Raw genomic sequence first — 18,013 nt, 5'->3', positions numbered from 1 at the left:
CTGATTCTGGGCATGGTCTATAAAGGGCGGGCACTTGTAGCTCAAGGCAAGGTCAAAAAGGTGGCGGCGAACTACAATAAGATCATCGGGGCCATGGACACATTTTACGATCGCTATGGCTTTTTTCCGGGTGACGGATGCACGAGCGGCACACCCAGCAGCCCCATGAGCTGCACAGGCACTCAAAACGGCATGATCGACGTCAACTCGTGCGGATCCGCCGGTTGTTCGGCAGAAGCACAGGCTTTCTGGCATCTGCTTATCAATGTCACCGGCATATTGGACAAGAGCTCGCAACAAAGCGTTTTCGGCCAGGACTGGCTCATCTGGGAAAAAAATGTATTTGGAAATGGCAACGCGGACTGGCTCGATCTGGACGGTGGAGACCAGGCCGATCCACGGATTATCTGTGCTCTGGACCGCATGATCGATGACGGCCTCAACGATTCCGGAATCGTGACGGATGAAAGCAACACCTATACTCCCGATACTGACTGCTGGTCCATGTCCGGCCAGGGAAATCCCAAGCTGAAGATCCTACCGTAATCAACCTCTCGGCTCCCGCCCCTCCACCACGGTATCACACGCACTGCATTGTTCTGATTTTATCAGCTTGACATTTACATCAATATATCCACAAGGCATGTGTTGCACACTGAACCGCCATCCCAATGGCAATGCAATACAACCAGGTAATCACATGAGCGTCATCAAAAAAATGGCAACGCCGGCTACTCTCTGCAGCGAAGAAGGACAACGGTTCTGGGATATCAAGGGCAGAAAATGGTGGCTGACGGGGAAGACATTCTCCTCCCTGGCCTGCAAGGCGATCCTCGAGGACGCCTTCGGTGGTGAGGACCACATAGAGACCTTTTGTTACGACTCGGTCAGCGACCCCACTATCACCTAACCCCGGCACTTTGACCGTACCCATGGATTCCGAATGGATTTTTTTTCGCCCGTTCCATGGTCATTACCCCAAACGTCCCGCTTGTATCCACGCCCCCCCGGATCGTCTTCCCAAAAAAATCTGGTTGAACTTATAGTGGTTTCTGTCTATAAGATCATGCACGTGAATTTGATCACGCGTTGATACCGGATGTCTGATCATGCGTATCCCCAATGCACCGGCAAGTCCCCTCAAAACAAGCGAGTCCTTCATGAGCACCCATAATCAAGAGCCCCCGGGCATCCCTAATTTTTCCTGCGAACCATTGAACAGTAGCCACTCGGGCCCCTTTTACGAAACCGCCAAGGCTCTCAAGGCGACCCTGTGCGCAGCGGGCAAGCTCATCAAGGAGCTCGTTGTCTTGCTGTGGAAATTCATCAGGCTCGCCGCCCTGACCTTCTGGGATGTCAAGGGACGTTGCTGGTGGAAAATCGCCAAGGATTTCACGACACAAGGTTATCGGGCGGTCCAAAAGGACGCATTCAGAAAATAGCCGGTCCGGGAACGGAACAGCGGATGCGGATCTGTTGCAAGCACTCGTATCCCCCCGTTGGACCAGGTGCTTATTTGGAGCACCCCCCACATTCTCGCTCTCCCGAGCAGCGAGAACGCACCACTCAAAACGTAAGGAGTTTGCCGTGATAAAGAACGTCATTGTTGGCCTGCTTGGCCTGGTATTCGTCTTGGGGCTGCTGGGCTTCTTGTTTTTTGGGGCCAGGTTGACCGATGTCTTTCTGCCCATGCTCGTGAGTGGAGTAGGGATCGTGGCCATTGAGCTCTATTACAACCGGGATGGTCAAGAGTAGCCCGCTTCCGGGCATGGATCCCCATTTGCACACCGCATAATCGACAGGTGTGGACCCTGCAAAAAAAAGGCGCGCCCAATACTTGATTGGACGCGCCTTTTTTCTATCCCTTCCTGGGGAGCACCCGATAGAGAACAAGAAAACCGGCGATGCACGAAACAAGCGACCCCAAAAGAATACCTATCCGGTTGATGGACGCGCAGATCTGGCATCCTTCCATCTCAAAGGCCAGGGAACCGATGAAAAGACTCATGGTGAACCCAACACCGCACAGGATGGCCACACCGTAAATTTCTTGCCAGGAAAGACCTTCGGGCATCCTGACCATCCTCAGTTTGACGGCGAGATAGAGAAAACCGAATACGCCCAATTGCTTGCCTACAAAAAGTCCTGCCATTATCCCCAAAGGGACGGGGTGCAAGAGCGCATCAAGGGTCAGTCCCCCGAGGGGAACACCGGCGTTGGCAAAGGCGAACAGGGGAAGGATGAGAAAGGTGGCCCATGGATGGAGACTGTGTTCGAGATGGGCCGCCGGCGAATAACCGGGGTCTTTTCTGATCCGCAGGGGGATGGCAAAGGCGATGACCACCCCGGCCAGGGTGGCATGGATGCCCGACTTGAGAACAAAAATCCACAAAATGGCCCCGACAATGATGTACGCACGGATTTTTTTGACCCCGAACACGTTCATGGCAACAAGAACGGCAATGGCCACAAGGGCCAGGCTCATGGAGAGAACGGACAGGGCACCGGAATAAAAGAGCGCGATGACGATAATCGCCCCGATATCGTCCATGATGGCCAGGGTGAGGAGAAAAAATTTGAGGGCAATGGACACACGTTTCCCAAAGAGGGTCAAAATGCCCAGGGCAAAGGCGATATCCGTGGCCATGGGAATGGCCCACCCATGCAGGGCATCGGGATCGCCCAGGTTGAACAGGGCATAGATGAGTGCCGGGACGACCATCCCCCCCAAGGCCCCGATGCTCGGGAATACGACCTGGCTCACACTCGAGAGCTGTCCTTCGAGGATCTCCCGCTTGATCTCCAGACCGACCAAAAGAAAAAAAACAGCCATCAAACCGTCATTGATCCACAGTACAAGCGGCTTGGCCAGGATGAGCTGACCGATGCTCACCTGGACGGGAATGCCCAGAAAATAGGTGTACCAAAATGCCAACCGGGAATTATTGAGCCAAAGGGCCACTATCGTGGCCACCATGAGCAAAATCCCACCGGCGGATTCCAGGCGGGCGAAATCCGCAACCATTTTCCTTGTGCGTGAGACAAGATTGTTATTGGGCATCATCCCTTCCATGGTTCACATCCGATATGTCCTGTGCTATCAATACATGACGAAGACACGTGTTCCGCCATATTTTTCCACCTATCATTTTGGACCGATGGATTCAACCGCCGTCTTAGGAGATCTCCCACATGTCGACCCATCCCCTCGCAGGACACAAAGCCCCACGGAACATTCTGACCGATATTCCGGCACTGATCGCCGCCTACTACGAACGAAAACCCGACCCGAGCGCCCCCCGACAGTCCATTGCCTTTGGAACGTCCGGCCACCGGGGCAGCTCAGTAAAGAAAACCTTCAACCAGGACCATATCCTGGCCATCTGCCAGGCCATCTGCGAATACCGCAGGGTGCAGGGATACTCCGGCCCCCTTTTTCTGGGCAGGGACACGCACGCTCTTTCAGAGCCCGCAACCATCACCGCACTGGAGGTCTTTGCCGCCAATAGCGTGGAAACCATTGTCCAGGAACATGGGGGGTACACACCAACCCCCGTCATATCCCACGCCATTTTGACCCGGAACCAGGGAAGAACCGCGTCCCTGGCCGATGGAGTAGTCATAACCCCTTCCCACAATCCTCCTGAAGATGGGGGATTCAAGTACAACCCCCCAAGCGGTGGTCCGGCGGATACCGGGGCCACCACCTGGATAGCACAACGGGCGAACGAGCACCTGAAAAACAATCTCATGGGGATCAAACGCATAGGGTACGACAAGGCGATGACCAGTCCCTATACCCATGAATACGATTACATTACGCCCTATGTGCGCGATCTTGCAAATATCCTCGACATGGAAGCCATTCGGGCGGCAGGACTCAAGATCGGGGTCGACCCCCTCGGTGGATCCGGCATCGGGTTTTGGGAACCCATCGCCGGAATGTATGGACTGGACATCGAAATGGTCAACCGGGACGTCGACCCAACGTTCTCGTTCATGCGCGTGGACAAGGACGGAAAAATCCGCATGGACTGCTCTTCACCCTATGCCATGGCCGGACTCATCGAGCTGAAGGATAGATTCGACATAGCATTCGGCAACGATCCCGACTACGACCGGCACGGCATCGTGACCAAAGGGGCCGGGCTGATCAATCCGAACAATTACTTGGCCGTGGCCGTCGACTACCTCTTTTCCACGCGTAACGGCTGGGGCAAAACCACCGGCATCGGCAAGACCATGGTCACGACATCCATGATCGACCGGATCGCCGCCTCCATGGGACGCACGGTGGTCGAGGTGCCCGTCGGATTCAAATGGTTTGTCCCCTACCTCCTGGAGGGCAGATGCGGTTTCGGCGGGGAGGAGAGCGCCGGGGCGTCCTTTTTACGAAAAAACGGGACCGTCTGGACCACGGACAAGGACGGGATCATCATGGATCTTTTGGCCGCGGAGATGACCGCGACCACCGGCAAGGACCCGGCAACCCTCTACGGTGAACTCGAAGAACGGTTCGGGAGTCCGGTATACGAGCGTATCCAGGCACCGGCCACCCATGAGCAGAAAAAAAAGCTCAAGGCGATGTCCCCGGAAATGGTCCAGGCGACCACCCTGGCCGGAGAGCCCATCACAGCAAAAATCACCAGGGCCGCCGGCAACAATGGGCCGTTCGGCGGTCTCAAGGTCGTCACGGAAAACGGCTGGTTCGCGGCCCGGCCGTCCGGCACGGAGGAAATATACAAGATCTATACGGAAAGCTTCAAGGGCAAGGAGCATCTGGGGAAAATCCAGGCCGAGGCCCAGGAGATGGTCAACAGGGCCCTGGGATAGATGCAAACAGACCGTCAAAGGGACCACAGGCGGGGACATCCGCCAAACATTCGTCTCCCATGGCTCTACCGGGACAAGAATTTCGTTGACACCCATCCAGGACTTACGTATTTGCTCCTACCTTGCACGGGGTGTGGCGCAGTTTGGCAGCGCGCTAGTTTTGGGAACTAGATGTCGCAGGTTCAAATCCTGCCACCCCGACCAACAAACAAGAGGTTATGCCTGTCGGCATAACCTCTTTTTGGTTGCAGGGCAGGGTCCTGTCCATCTTCTCGTTTGGCCGTCTCCTCCCAGACAGGAGTCATCCCGGTGTTCTTTTGAGAAAATCCCTTGTCGGTCCACCTGATAGCAGCTATCGTTTGGTGCTACATCACCGGCAGATTTCTCTCCACTCCAGGGGAACCGTATTCCGGTCCACCCGCCTGAAGATCATCAACACCATAGAAAACAGCGCCCTGTTTTGTCCCCACCCCCACGACCGTTCCAGGAGAATTCCATGGGTCCCATGAAAATGCTATGTTCCATCCTTCTCACCAGTCTGGCCCTGGCCACCCCACTTTTTGCCGCATCCCCGATGAAGGTGACCGTTTCCATTGTCCCCCAAGAATATTTTGTGCACCAGATAGCGGGTGATCTGGCCGATGTCTCGGCCATGGTTCTCCCCGGCGCCAGCCCGGCTACCTATGAGCCCAAGCCCAACCAAATGAAGGCGCTGGCTTCCTCGGCCGTCTATTTTGCCGTGGGCGCCCCGTTCGAGACCACCTGGCTGGACAAGATCCGTGCGGCCAATCCGAACATGGCCATGGTTCCTACCCAAAAAGGGGTGAACAAGGTTCCCATGGCCCGGCATCTCCACGACCATGGGGAAAAAAACCACAAGAGCCACGATCATGGGAAGGGATCACGGACCATCCTCGACCCCCATATCTGGCTCGCCCCCGACCTGGTGCGACTCCAGGCCCGCAATACCTGCAAAGGACTCGTTGCCGCCGATCCGGCCCACAAGCATATCTACGAAAACAACCTGGCCGCATTCGAACACAGACTGACCGACCTGGACACATCTATCCGGACCATCCTGGGGGACACATCGACCACCAACCGTTTTCTGGTCTTCCACCCGGCATGGGGATATTTTGCCAGGGCCTACGGTCTCGAACAGATTCCCGTGGAGATCGAAGGCAAGTCACCCAGTCCCAAAGAGCTGGTCAGACTCATCAAACTTGCCAAAGAATATGGCCTGGACACCGTGTTCGTGCAGCCCCAATTCTCCCGAAAAAACGCCAACGTCGTTGCCAGGGCCATTGACGGAAAAGTCACCCGCCTCGACCCCCTTGCTCCGCAATGGGCAGACAACCTGCTCACCGCGGCCAAGACCATCAAGGAGGGGCTGCGGTGAAACAGACGGTTCTCCCCCAAGATGTCCCGGCCGTTGCTATCCGGGATCTCAATTTTTCCTATGATGGACTACGTCCCATCCTGACCCACGTCCATCTTACACTGGCCAAGGGGTCGTTTACCGCCATCGTGGGCCCGAACGGGAGCGGCAAGACGACCCTGCTCCGGCTCATCCTCGGGCTCTTGACCCCGGATACGGGTGTCGTCGAGGTCTTTGGCGAACGGGCGGGACACGGCAGCCGCCAGATTGGCTATGTTCCACAGTACACGGCATCCAGACCGGATTTCCCGGTGACGGTCATGGAAATCGTGCTCATGGGATTACGACCGGGCATACGCGGATTCGTCTACTCCAAAAAAGAACGCGACCTTGCCGCCGCGGCCCTTTCCAAGGCAGGGATCGAGGAAGGGTTGTTCTCAAGACGCATGGACAGACTTTCGGGCGGACAAAGGCAACGGGTGATCATCGCCAGGGCCCTTGTGGGCAACCCAGACCTGCTCGTGTTTGACGAACCAACGTCGAACATCGACCCAGAGGGCCGTTTCTGCTTTTTTGAACTCATGGACAAGCTCAAGAGCTCCCTGACGATCATCGTTGTCAGCCACGACCTGAGCATAGTCGCCTCCAGGGTCACCGACATCGCCTGCGTGAACAAGCGGCTCATCCACAGCGATACCGGGGCATTCACCAGGGAGATGCTCTCGCTTCTCTACGGAGCCCACGAACATAGCTGCCCAATGGCCGACTACCTGGAAGATGTCTCCACCGTACTCAACATTCCTACCAGCGAACTTGCCGATGATTGAAGCCTTCTCCCTCGAATTCATGCAAAATGCCCTTTTTGCCGGCATCCTGGCATCCATAGCCTGCGGGATGATCGGCTCCCTGGTCGTGGTCAACCGACAGGTCTTTCTGGCCGGAGGCATTGCCCACTCGGCCTATGGCGGGATCGGACTGGCCTTTTTCCTGGGACTGCCGGTCCTGCCGACAACCCTCGTATTCACGCTGGCCGCTGCAGGGATCATGGCCGCCATCACGTTGAAAAAACCCCAGCAGAGCGACACGATCATCGGGGTCCTCTGGGCCGCGGGCATGGCCACGGGGATCATCCTTCTGGACATCACCCCCGGGTACAATGTGGACCTGATGAGCTATCTGTTCGGGAGCATCCTGACCGTACCGAGGCAGGATCTGTGGATCATGCTCGTACTCATCGCGGTCATATTTCTGGTCATTACCCTGTTCTACCGGCAGTTCCTGCTTTTGTCCTTTGAGCCGGAATTCGCCCGCACCCAGGGGGTGCCCGTCGCCCTGCTCCATTTCGTGCAGCTGGCCATGGTCGCTGTCTCCGTGGTCATGATCATCCAGGTGGTCGGTCTTATCCTGGTCATCGCCCTCTTGAGCATCCCCCCCTACCTTGCAGGACAACGGGCCAGATCCCTCTTTTCCATGATGGCCATGGCCTCCCTGTGGAGCATGGCCTTCTGCACCATAGGTCTGGTTCTCTCCTACCAGTTCGACCTGACCACCGGTGCGACCATCATTGCCGTGGCCACGGTGACCTTTTTCATCGTCGTTGCGGGCCGTGCTCTGTGGAACAAATGACGACCGAGCATGATCGATCATTACCCGAAAAGCCCGTCTGGAAATGTTCCAGACGGGCTTTTCGGATCCAGGCATATGCGTTCGAACATAGGTACAGATATATCTATTACAACATCAATCGTAACGATCCAGGTACATTTTTCAAGAACAAGAATTGGAAATTTTAGAAATTTCAGAGAGTTAAAAAATTTCGGAGATTGTAGAAATTTTGAGATTGTAGGCGATCCGGCGGCATGATCACAATAGCTGGGATTTCGACATGTTCGGCGTGTTATTGGGACTTGCCAAAACACCCCTCCAAAAACTACCACCTCCGGAATCCCAGACCATGACCCTGCAAGGAGAATTGTGTGAGTACATCGAAAACATCCAGCCAGAAAGGCAGATCCAAGATCGCCGCCATGATCGTGTTTCTGCTTATCGGGATGACAGCCGGTGGGTATTACGTACTGACCCTCGGCCATGAAACCACGGACGACGCCTTTGTAGACGGGGACATCTACACCCTGACTCCCAGGGTATCCGGATATGTGGACAAGGTTCTGGTCGAAGACAATGAAAAAGTGGATAAGGATCAGGTCCTTGTCAGACTCGATGTGCAGGATTTCGATGTTCGGGTGGCCCAGGCCCGAGCCGATCTCGAAGCCGCTGAAGCCAAACTCGAGGCATTGCGCATCGGGGTACCTCTTGAAGAGCACCAGACCACCTACCGGGTCGAGGAGGCCAGCTCCAATCTGGACTCGTTGGGCAAACAGATCCAACAGGCCGCGGCAGAGCGGAACCTGGCCGTCAAACAGAACAACCAGTCCGTGGCCCAACTCAAACAGGCCAGGCTGGACCGCAAACGGACCCGACGCCTGGTCGAACAAGGCGTGCGCAGTGCAAGCGCCCTGGACAGTGACAACACTCGGGTCGACGTACTCGTGGGACAGGTGGAGGCGGCCGGGGCCGCTGTTGACGCGGCCAATCACGCGCTGGAGGGACTCAAAGAGCAGCGCCGAGCACTCCGCTCTCGCATCGGCCTGGCCAAAACAGGCACGGACCAGGCAAAAATCCGTTCTCGGGAAGTCCTGGCCCAGGAAGCGGTCGCGGAGTTGGCCAAAGCCCGTCTGGACCAGGCGATACTCGAACGTTCCTACACGGTTCTGCGCGCACCCAATTCAGGCTACGTGACCCGTAAATCCATTCTGCCCGGCCAGATGGTCGCCACCGGACAGAAACTCATGTACATCGTTGCCCGGGCCCCGGAAGATCTATGGATCACCGCCAACTACAAGGAAACCCAGCTGACCGCTGTCAGACCGGGCCAAAAAGTCGAGGTCCGCGTGGACACCTATCCCGACACCGAGATCACCGGCACGGTCGCCTCGATCATGGCCGGAACCGGGGCCAGATTTTCTCTGTTCCCCCCAGAAAACGCTTCCGGTAATTACGTGAAGGTGGTCCAGCGTATCCCGGTCAAGATCCGCCTGACCACCCCGCCGGACCAGCTCCCGGAACTCAGGGTCGGCATGAGCGTGGTTCCCACCATTTTTACCCGATAAAAGAGAAGGACCGGAGGTCACAGCGCGCATGCCGGGTTCTATAGAAAGTTGTCACTTTTTTGGACCTCTTCTCCCCGCGGTAAAAGCCGTTTTTGGTTTTTCGCTCCTCGTTGTTACCGACAATCCCCAACCCTCTGCCCCAACCGGCGGGGCTACGATCCACGGGGGAACTGAGGACGCCGTTGCCTAAAACCTAAACCATTCTGTCTCTGTCCTCTATCATCTCAACCTTATCACTTCCGAGCCCTGATCCTTGCCCACCCAGCCCTCCTCCTCTCCTTCCACAGCAGCCACCACGGCATCGGTGCTCATGATCACCCTGAGCGTGATGATCCCGACGCTCATCGAGGTTCTGGACACCAGCGTGGCCAACGTTGCCCTGGACCACATCAGGGGCAGCCTGTCCGCGGGGCGGGATGAGGCCACGTGGGTTTTGACCTCATACATGGTGGCCAATGCGGTCATCATCCCTATGAGCGGTTGGCTTTCACGGCTCATGGGTCGCAAGCGCTACCTTCTTCTCTCCATTGCCGTTTTCACGGCCAGCTCCCTTTTATGCGGCATGTCCACGAGCCTTTCCGCCCTGGTCGGATTCAGGATTCTCCAGGGGATCGGAGGGGGCGGACTGCAACCTCTGTCCCAGGCCATCCTTCTCGAAAATTATCCCCCGGAAAAACGCGGGCTGGCCATGGCCATCTTCGGCATCGGCGTGGTCATGGGTCCCATCTTTGGACCGGTCCTTGGTGGATATCTCACGGACAATTACTCCTGGCACTGGATCTTTTTCATCAACCTGCCCATCGGCCTCCTTGCCCTGTGGATGAATTGGACCTTCATCCAGGACCCGCCATACATCAAACGGCTCGCCAATGACGAGCGTATCGACTATGTCGGCCTCGTCCTGCTGACCCTCGGCATAGGCTGTTTGCAGATCGTTCTCGACCGGGGACAGCAGGAGGATTGGTTCGCCTCCACTTCCATATGCGTCATGGGGGCGGTGTCCATTGTCAGCCTGGTTTCCCTTGTCTGGTGGGAACTCAGAACAAGCACCCCCATCCTCAATCTCAGGCTCCTGACCAACCGGAGCTTTGCCGCCGGTAACATTATCATGTTCGCCGGATTCTTTGCCTTTTTCGGGTCCATCGTCCTCTTGCCCCTCTTTCTCCAAGAGCTCCTTGGCTATACGGCCTTCCAGGCGGGTCTCGTCCTTGGCCCCGGGGGAATACTCACCCTGATCTTTTTACCCATTGTCGGCCGTCTCACAGAAAAAATCGACGCCAGACTCATCCTCGGCCTGGGGCTTGTGATTTCCGGGTATTCCGTCTTCTATATGGCCGGATTCAGCCTGCAGACCGACATGCTCACGGCCATCATCAGCCGGGTCATCCAGGGCGTGAGTATGCCCATGTTCTTTGTGACCATCTCATTTCTGGCAATGATCTCCCTGCCCAAGGAGCACATGAACGACGCCTCGGCCCTGTTCAACCTCTTCCGCAACCTGGGCGGCTCATTCGGCACGGCCTTTGTGACCACCATGCTGGCCCGGAAGGCGCAAGTCCACCAGACCTATCTGGCAGAACACGTCTACGACGCCAATCCACTATTCATGGAACAGCTCAGACAGGCCGGAGTATACCTGAGCACCCAGCTGGGCACCTGGACCGACCAAACCGTTGCCGCAGCAGCCCTTTTTTACGAGCAAATGGTCAAACAGGCCCTGAACCTGGCCTTCAACGACACCTCCCTCTACCAGGCAGCCATCTTCTGGGCCCTGGTCATTCTGGTCTTTTTTCTTGAGAATCCCGGGGAAGTGGTCAAAAAACGAACGGCCGAACACCAGGCAGCCGCCCAGCCCAAGCCGGAGAGCAAGGAAGGATAACGTTCGTAGGAGAAAACGCATGGAGACGAAAGGACCCGACACACCAAACCATGCCCTGCCTCAATATATACACAGACACCACCAATACGGTGTATACGCTGACCAATCATCACCAGCATTCCCCGAAAAATCATTTTTCCAAACAATTTTCTTGACACCCACCGCCAAAATCCATAAAGAGTCGTTCTCGTTGCTTGGGAGACCAAACAACACCCCGCCGGGCCACTAGCTCAATTGGCAGAGCAGCTGACTCTTAATCAGGAGGTTCAAGGTTCGATTCCTTGGTGGCCCACCAGAGAAATCAAGAGGTTAGATGAAAATCTAACCTCTTTTTTTTCGTGGTCTCGCCTTTTTGGGACAATTCTGGGACAGTTGCAAAAAAACGGAGGATCCCAGTGGCAACCATCACGAAACGTGGAACAGGACAATGGCAGGTCAAAGTTCGCCGGAAAGGATGGCCGGTCCAATCCAGTACTTTTAATACAAAAGGTGATGCGGAGGCGATGATGTTGGAACAAAAGCCCTCAATCAGGCCGTAAAAAGAAATATTGAACGTTTCCCTCAGGAGTTTCGGTTTCAACTCACGGAAACAGAAAAAAGGAACTGGTCACAAATTGTGACCGGTTCAAATCGTTGAAGCATTCAACCAGTAGCCCGTGTGTGTTTACCGAACAGGGAATATCTATGCTTTCTGCCGTGCTCCGAAGTGAGAGGGCAATCAAGATCAGTATCAAAATTATAAGGCTCTTGTTGGGTTCCGGGGGCCTGTCTCTTCCTGGCCAAGTATCATTGAATCAGTACGACAACCGGCCTTCCAAACGAGTTTTTTCCTGGGAACGCCGAGCGTCTGCTCGGCGTTTCGAGCAACAGCTGAAGGGTACAGCTTTATACTGTCTGGCCGGCATCATCTGCCCTTGTTCCTGCCATGTAGTCAACGCAGTGCCGGGCAGACGCTCGGCGTTCCCGGGAGGAGCAATGCATGATCGAGCCTTCATCGGCTGAATAGTTACTATTCTCCCACGCAGGGTTGTTTTTCCAGAAGCATGGTCGATACCTTCAAAAACGTGGCGCCCCCGCCGACCCGGCATCGGGCAAGGCTGTTTTCAAGAGATTCTATTTGTACTGGAACCGCGAGACACATACGCTACCACCCTGGGGAACACCGCAAACCCGATGATCGTATTCTTCGCCAAGGTTTTCAATTTCTTCAAGAACGCGAACAGCCATCAATGGTATGCGTTCTCTGACAGAGGATGAAAGTTCAATGGACATGGTTTCCATATCTTCGGGTTCCATGCCGATGATAACCGCTTCAGGACATTTTCCGGCCAGTCTGCAAAAAATCAGAGTATCCACGAGATCGGTCTGGTGCATGGAATTGCGGAAAGAAATGCTCTTTCGCAGATCCTCCCCGGTGAGTCGATAGATACTGCCGGGCGGTTCGTCACCCAGTACGGCGTCCAGCACGACAAGGTGGTCGCATTGCATGATCGGATCCATGAGCTCAATCCCCAATGTGCTGCCGTCCCTCAAAGTCACATTGTCGGAAAAAGTATATTTTTCAATCAGATAGTTCACTGCCCTGACCCCGATACCCTCATCGGTGAACAGGATATTACCAACACCAAGAATCAGTATGCGGGGTGTTTTTTCCCGGAATGCAGCCACCACGACTCCCTTTGTGCTTGTCTACTATCCCCCGGCAGCCATGCTGCCGGGGGATAGTGGATTTATAGAATTTTGAACTTGTGCACTTCATTGGTTTTGGAATCGATCACATGCACGCCGCAGGCGATACAGGGATCAAAGGAGTGCACCGTACGTAGAATTTCCACAGGCCGTGAGGCATCCAGGACCGGTGTACCCACGAGGGCCTCTTCAACGGCACTGGGGATGCCCGCAGCACAGCGGGGACCGAGGTTCCAGGTGGATGGGACCACCAGCTGGAAGTTGCCGATCTTGCCGTCTTCGATGCGGATCCAGTGGCTCAGGCCGCCACGGGGTGCATTGACGAAACCAACCCCCTTGGCTTCCTTTTTCATATCCCACTTGACGCAGATATCCTTCTTGCCCGCGGCCAGGTTGCCCTTGAGCTGGATGATCCATTTGCCCATTTCCTGGGTCGTGATCAGGGTCTCGATGCCGCGGCCGGCGGTCCGGCCAAGGGTGGAGAAAAGTGCTTCCTTGCCCAGGCCCAGTTTGCCCAGAACCATGTCCACAGCAGCAATGGAGGGTTTGTGCCCGCGGCTGTAGGCAACCAGGATCTCGGCCAGGGGGCCGACTTCCATGGCTTTGCCCTTGTACCTGGGCGCCTTCATCCAGGAATACCGGTCCTTGTCTTCCAGACTGGTATACTTGGGATCGGTAACGCCTTCGTACGGGTGCCACGCCTTGTCCCCCTCGTACCAGCTATGGGCGACATGTTCCTCGATATCTTGAGGTTCGAAAGGTTCCGGCTCGCCCAGATTCCGGTTCATGATCACTCCCGGAGGAAAATACCGGCTTTCAAGGTCGAACTCGTTCGTGGGAAATTCTCCGAAGCTCATGAAATTGGTACATCCGCCAATATCCCCCCAATCCTTGTACGCGCTTCCGATGACCAGAAGATCGGGAATATAGACCTGTTCCACAAAGGCCTGGACCTCGGCATGCAGGTCTTCGAATTCCTTGATCCGTTCCGGACGTAAACTGTCGTAACAGGTGACTCCGCCCACAATGGTGAACTGGGTATGGGGGTTCTTGGCACCAAAAACGGCCATCATCCGGGCAGCCTTCACCTGCAGTCGAAGAGCCTGGAGATAATGGGTCGTTGCAATGAGATTGACTTCGGGACTCAGGTAATAGGACTCGTGCCCATTCAAAAAATAGGCATTGGTGAAAATACCCAGCTGGCCGGAATCAACCAGGTCACTGAGCTGTTTCTGCACTTTTGTGAACTCTTCGGCCGAATGTTTGCCCGGGTAATGCTGAGCCGCGATCTTTGCCGTCTTCAAGGGGTCGGCTTTGATGGCAGAAGCCACATCCACCCAGTCCAGGGCGTGCAGGTGATAGAAGTGGACGATATGATCATGAAGATACTGGGCACCGAGGACCAGATTTCTGATCAGCGTGGCGTTTTCAGGAATATGCACGTCCAGGGCGTTTTCAACGCAACGCGTGGATGCAAGGGCGTGAGTGTAGGTACACACGCCGCAGGTCCGCTGGGTAAAATGCTGGGCATCCTGAGGATCACGCCCTTTGAGGATGATTTCCAGTCCTCGGAAAAGCTGGGCACTGGACCATGCCTTGGAGATTCTGCCGTCGTCCACTTCGACTTCGATGCGCAGATGGCCCTCGATTCTGGTGATGGGATCGACCACAATGGGGCCGCTGAAATTGCCTTTTGGTGGAACAACCGCTGCTGGCGCGGCTTTGGGATGACAACCGGACATAAATTAATCCTCCTTGAAATGTGGATCTTTTTTCAGTTTCCCGACCATGCCGGGAAATCATGCAGGACGGTCGATTCTTCACACGCAGTTTTCCGAAGAAGACACGCAAGAACACCGGGGGCAGGAGATCCGTATGGAATATCCTGCAGGAGTCTTTCTGTATCTGAGAGAGTCCAGGACATGGTTTTTCGGCATCCCGGATGCTCCTGCAAAAAGTCGAAAATCGAGGTTCAGGCTCAAAAACAAATTTTATAACAATTTGATTTTACTTAAACCTTTCAACTTAAACCTTAAACCTGCCCGCAAAAATGTATTTTTTGCAGGCACATCCGCCCCGGAATAAAGTGAATATGTATGATCGATTCGTCCGTCCCTACCCTTCCTCGTAGAAGGGGCTCATGGCATCCCAGAATTCGGGCTCGCTGCAACCGATGCAGGGATGACCGGCTTCAACGGGCCAGTTGGTCTGATTGAACTTGACCTTGGGGCAGTTGTTATAGGTATACGGACCCTTGCAGCCCAGTTCATACAGGCACCAGCCGTTGCGTGCCTCTTCCGAATCAAAGGAGGGTGCAAACTCTCCATTTTCGAAATGTTTCAGCCGGGGGCAGAGTTCGTGTACCGTTGTACCGTAGAACATGACCGGACGCCCTATATTGTCGAGTTCCGGCATTCCCTTGGTCAGAAGATGGACCACCGTGCCCACGAAATTGTAGGGATTTGGCGGGCAACCCGAGATATTGATGGGTTTGACCCCGAGGTGTTGCAACGCATCTCCGATCCCCCTGGCCTCAGTGGGATTGGGGGCTGCCGCCTGGACACCGCCATACGTTGCACAGGTGCCCATGGCGATAACCGCTTTTGCTTTGGGGGCAATCCTGCTGCAGATGTCCAGCATGGTATGTCCGGCGATTTTTCCGTGGATGCCCCCGTCTTTCGTGGGGATGGCCCCTTCGATGACACAGATGTACCCTTCTGGATTCGAAACGGCCTGTTCCAGGGCCTCTTCAGCGGCATGACCGGCCGCGGCCATCAGTGTTTCGTGGTAATCGAGGGAAATGGTGTTCAGGATCAGTTCGCCGATGTAGGGGGCGACCGTCCGCAGAATAGCCTCGGTACATCCGGTACACTCGGCGTTGTGCAGATAAACTACCGAGGGCCGTTTTTTTCTGGTCAGGGCCTCGGCTACCTGGGGCGCAAAAGTGGCGTCCATTCCCATGACTGCAGCCACTGCAGTACAGAATTTCATGAAATCACGCCGTGAAACTTCTCCAGTGGCTAGGTGTGCTTCGGCACAGCCTTTTCCAAACCCGTTAAGACAGGTCATGTCTTCCCCCTTGTTAAAGATACAAAATAATCTGAAAACAAACGACCAGCATGGATTGCTGTTACGATTGTACTGCTGTGAATGATTCTGAATGGAATAAAATACAAAAATTGTGATAGCTTTATTCCAAATATTAAAAAGATGCAATAGGGTTTTGTAATATAGTATGCGTCTATAATGAAATATATGTTTTATTCGAAATGACTATGCGTTCTGCTTACAAACTTGCGGTACTTTCGGTTGAAAGTATTCGGTCGGGTAGCAGAACCTGAGCAACACGGAAAAACCATTCCCGCGCAAAGGCGCAGTGGCGCGGAGAAAGACAGGGGAGAAGGGAGGAGGGAGGACAGGATTATGCTCGTGGCAATATCAGGAAAGGAAACGTGGAGGATCGTACGAGGGATTTGGGGACTGAGTCTGTCGCTAGCATTGAGCTAGCAGCTGAAAATGGAGAAACAGAATCAGGTAACAGAACCTGACCAAAAAGGAAAAACCATTCTCCCGCAGAGGCGCGGTGGCGCAGAGAAGGGCAAGGGGGATGTCGGGTTCTGAAGGAGAGTTGCCGCTTTGTACAGGAGTCGAATTGTCGGCTGGTGATCACCGTCATACCGGCGCAGGACGGGATCTCCGACGATTATGAAGATTGTCTCCGACGCCAACCTGTCACCCCACCCCCCGATAAACCGCCCGTTCGGCGTTCCCAGGATAAAAACACCTTTCCCCGCCCAGACATCGTAGTGAATGACGATCACCCCACAAAACACTTTTTTCGATGCCAGGCCAGATTTTCCATGGACGGGTACATGTCATGATCCCGGGAAAGGATGATGTCCCGATCCTGAAAGGACGCCAGATGGCCGGGAAGGTTCGGGTCCTGTCTGATTACCCTGGACACCTCGATGCACAGGGAGTCGCTGACCGTGACTAGCCCGTTGTCGAACGACCAATGGCAGAGCTTGCACAGGGCAAAGCCGTTAGTGGGATGGTCGTTGTGGGAGATGGCCCAGTCCTTGATGTGGGCCGCATCAACAGCAGTATGGCCGTTCGGGATGATCATGCGGATACCGCACAGGGCGCAGCGGTTGGCATAGACCCGCACCACGCCCGCCTGAATCCCTGATCCCTCACCGGGGCGGCGGGGAGGATCGTTTTCCGGACGATACTCGTGAACGGTCTCAGAGGCCATGAGAAGCCGGGCATACTGGAGTGAATCAGCCGTGGTCGTACCCAGTTCCCAGAGCTTTGTCCGGATCTCCGGGGCGAAATAGGTTTCGACAAGCACTTTTCGCAGGCTCTCCCGGGCCAGAGGATCGAGAAACAGCACGAACAGATCCTGATCCAGCCGGGCGTATTCATACGCTTTCTGCAGCTGGGGTGCTGAAGAAGGCACCCCGTTCCCCCCATCAGGTCGCCGTACCGGATGCCAGAATCCCTGTGTCGCCAGGTGATGAAACGGCAGCCCGATATTCACCGGCCGGATCGGCCCCATGATCCCGTCCCAATAGACCAGAAAATTGTCGATCAGATCCTGATCCGGATTGATCTGGTTGGTTGTCATAACTCCGCCGGCCACAAGGTCCATGACCGCCAGGAGCAGAAAAGGCTTGTCGGGAGCCCCGTCCATTGTGGTCGGAGGAAAGATATGCCGGTTTTTGTTGGGTTTGAGTTTGGCAAAGAGGTGCTGGTAGTGGGAGAGTTTGGACATGATGGATTTTGGCCAGATATTTGGGATTGCAATGTTGAGTTCGATAAAAGCGGTGCCCTCGTTGCTTAAACCGATGTTTTTAGAAGCAAAAACATCGGTTTAAGAACTGAAAAGGGGCTATTATAGTATGTTTATCACGAAATATTAAGGGGTTGGCTAGTACATCGTATAACGTAATCCTTCGGATAGTACGTCTTCGTTTTAACATCCTGATTTTTATTGTGAAAAGAATACTTTCATAGACTTGTAGCTGTTTTGTAAATACGAAGTTTTAGGGCGTACAGTTTACT

Annotated in this window: 17 protein-coding genes, 2 tRNA genes and 1 pseudogene; 14 read left to right on the top strand and 6 right to left on the bottom strand. The window is 54.9% G+C overall.

Annotation, left to right across the window (positions count from 1 at the left end):
- The 4 genes from ACY692_RS11125 to ACY692_RS11110 all read left to right on the top strand — a co-directional run.
- Positions 1 to 546, top strand: a 546-nt coding sequence (locus ACY692_RS11125; RefSeq protein WP_462325434.1) for a hypothetical protein, incomplete at its 5' end; no start/stop codon positions are given.
- Positions 547 to 700: 154 nt separating this feature from the next.
- Entirely contained in the window at positions 701 to 910 is a 210-nt protein-coding gene (locus ACY692_RS11120) for a hypothetical protein (RefSeq protein ID WP_462325433.1), read from the top strand.
- Positions 911 to 1,160: 250 nt separating this feature from the next.
- Positions 1,161 to 1,442 carry a hypothetical protein gene (locus ACY692_RS11115; RefSeq protein ID WP_462325432.1) on the top strand — a complete coding sequence of 94 codons (282 nt, stop codon included), beginning with the start codon at positions 1,161 to 1,163 and terminating at the stop codon, positions 1,440 to 1,442.
- A 145-nt stretch (positions 1,443 to 1,587) separates the two neighbouring features.
- A complete protein-coding gene (locus ACY692_RS11110) occupies positions 1,588 to 1,755 on the top strand; it encodes a hypothetical protein (protein ID WP_462325431.1) in 168 nt (55 codons plus the stop codon).
- Positions 1,756 to 1,858: 103 nt separating this feature from the next.
- Here ACY692_RS11110 and nhaA read toward each other — a convergent pair whose 3' ends face one another.
- Positions 1,859 to 3,061: a Na+/H+ antiporter NhaA gene (nhaA, locus tag ACY692_RS11105; RefSeq protein ID WP_462325430.1), complete on the bottom strand. Its 1,203-nt coding sequence runs from the start codon at positions 3,059 to 3,061 to the stop codon at positions 1,859 to 1,861.
- Between the two features lie 131 nt (positions 3,062 to 3,192).
- On the opposite strand from nhaA, the gene pgm reads away from it, so the two are divergent.
- From pgm to ACY692_RS11060, 9 genes and pseudogenes are all read left to right on the top strand, one after another.
- Positions 3,193 to 4,833, top strand: coding sequence for a phosphoglucomutase (alpha-D-glucose-1,6-bisphosphate-dependent) (gene pgm, locus ACY692_RS11100; RefSeq protein WP_462325429.1), 1,641 nt, complete (start codon positions 3,193 to 3,195; stop codon positions 4,831 to 4,833).
- 127 nt (positions 4,834 to 4,960) lie between these two features.
- Positions 4,961 to 5,037 (top strand) — tRNA-Pro (locus ACY692_RS11095).
- Between the two features lie 301 nt (positions 5,038 to 5,338).
- Positions 5,339 to 6,232: a metal ABC transporter solute-binding protein, Zn/Mn family gene (locus ACY692_RS11090; RefSeq protein ID WP_462325428.1), complete on the top strand. Its 894-nt coding sequence runs from the start codon at positions 5,339 to 5,341 to the stop codon at positions 6,230 to 6,232.
- On the top strand, positions 6,229 to 7,038 hold the full coding sequence (locus tag ACY692_RS11085; RefSeq protein ID WP_462325427.1) for a metal ABC transporter ATP-binding protein: 810 nt from the start codon (positions 6,229 to 6,231) through the stop codon (positions 7,036 to 7,038). The genes ACY692_RS11090 and ACY692_RS11085 overlap by 4 nt, the downstream gene beginning before the upstream one ends.
- Positions 7,031 to 7,837, top strand: a complete 807-nt coding sequence (locus ACY692_RS11080) for a metal ABC transporter permease (protein WP_462325426.1) — start codon at positions 7,031 to 7,033, stop codon at positions 7,835 to 7,837. Before ACY692_RS11085 ends, ACY692_RS11080 begins: the two co-directional genes overlap by 8 nt.
- Before the next feature lie 350 nt (positions 7,838 to 8,187).
- The gene (locus ACY692_RS11075) at positions 8,188 to 9,381 is read left to right on the top strand and encodes an HlyD family secretion protein (protein ID WP_462325425.1); all 1,194 of its coding nucleotides are present in this window, start codon (positions 8,188 to 8,190) and stop codon (positions 9,379 to 9,381) included.
- Positions 9,382 to 9,634: 253 nt separating this feature from the next.
- On the top strand, positions 9,635 to 11,260 hold the full coding sequence (locus ACY692_RS11070; protein WP_462325424.1) for a DHA2 family efflux MFS transporter permease subunit: 1,626 nt from the start codon (positions 9,635 to 9,637) through the stop codon (positions 11,258 to 11,260).
- A 219-nt stretch (positions 11,261 to 11,479) separates the two neighbouring features.
- Positions 11,480 to 11,555 (top strand) — tRNA-Lys (locus tag ACY692_RS11065).
- Positions 11,556 to 11,780: 225 nt separating this feature from the next.
- Positions 11,781 to 11,897, top strand: a pseudogene (locus ACY692_RS11060) (ORF6N domain-containing protein); the annotation flags it as partial.
- 372 nt (positions 11,898 to 12,269) lie between these two features.
- Here the strand turns inward: ACY692_RS11060 and ACY692_RS11055 are convergent.
- The 3 genes from ACY692_RS11055 to ACY692_RS11045 form a co-directional block, all read right to left on the bottom strand.
- Entirely contained in the window at positions 12,270 to 12,401 is a 132-nt protein-coding gene (locus ACY692_RS11055; RefSeq protein WP_462325423.1) for a HypC/HybG/HupF family hydrogenase formation chaperone, read from the bottom strand.
- On the bottom strand, positions 12,374 to 12,928 hold the full coding sequence (locus tag ACY692_RS11050; protein WP_462325422.1) for a HyaD/HybD family hydrogenase maturation endopeptidase: 555 nt from the start codon (positions 12,926 to 12,928) through the stop codon (positions 12,374 to 12,376). The genes ACY692_RS11055 and ACY692_RS11050 overlap by 28 nt, the downstream gene beginning before the upstream one ends.
- Positions 12,929 to 12,990: 62 nt before the next feature.
- The gene (locus ACY692_RS11045) at positions 12,991 to 14,691 is read right to left on the bottom strand and encodes a nickel-dependent hydrogenase large subunit (RefSeq protein ID WP_462325421.1); all 1,701 of its coding nucleotides are present in this window, start codon (positions 14,689 to 14,691) and stop codon (positions 12,991 to 12,993) included.
- 133 nt (positions 14,692 to 14,824) lie between these two features.
- Here ACY692_RS11045 and ACY692_RS11040 point away from each other — a divergent pair, with 133 nt between their 5' ends.
- Positions 14,825 to 15,034 (top strand): hypothetical protein, encoded by a 210-nt coding sequence (locus ACY692_RS11040; protein WP_462325420.1) that lies wholly within the window; start codon positions 14,825 to 14,827, stop codon positions 15,032 to 15,034.
- Between the two features lie 30 nt (positions 15,035 to 15,064).
- On the opposite strand, the gene ACY692_RS11035 is transcribed toward ACY692_RS11040, so the two are convergent.
- The gene (locus tag ACY692_RS11035; protein WP_462325419.1) at positions 15,065 to 16,018 is read right to left on the bottom strand and encodes a hydrogenase small subunit; all 954 of its coding nucleotides are present in this window, start codon (positions 16,016 to 16,018) and stop codon (positions 15,065 to 15,067) included.
- A gap of 748 nt (positions 16,019 to 16,766) precedes the next feature.
- The gene (locus ACY692_RS11030) at positions 16,767 to 17,723 is read right to left on the bottom strand and encodes an HNH endonuclease (protein ID WP_462325418.1); all 957 of its coding nucleotides are present in this window, start codon (positions 17,721 to 17,723) and stop codon (positions 16,767 to 16,769) included.
- Between the last annotated feature and the right edge of the window lie 290 nt (positions 17,724 to 18,013).

The sequence above is a fragment of the Desulfoplanes sp. genome (assembly GCF_054921335.1).
The sequence above is the reverse complement of the archived record's forward strand: the minus strand, read 5'-3'. Positions and strand labels throughout refer to the sequence as shown.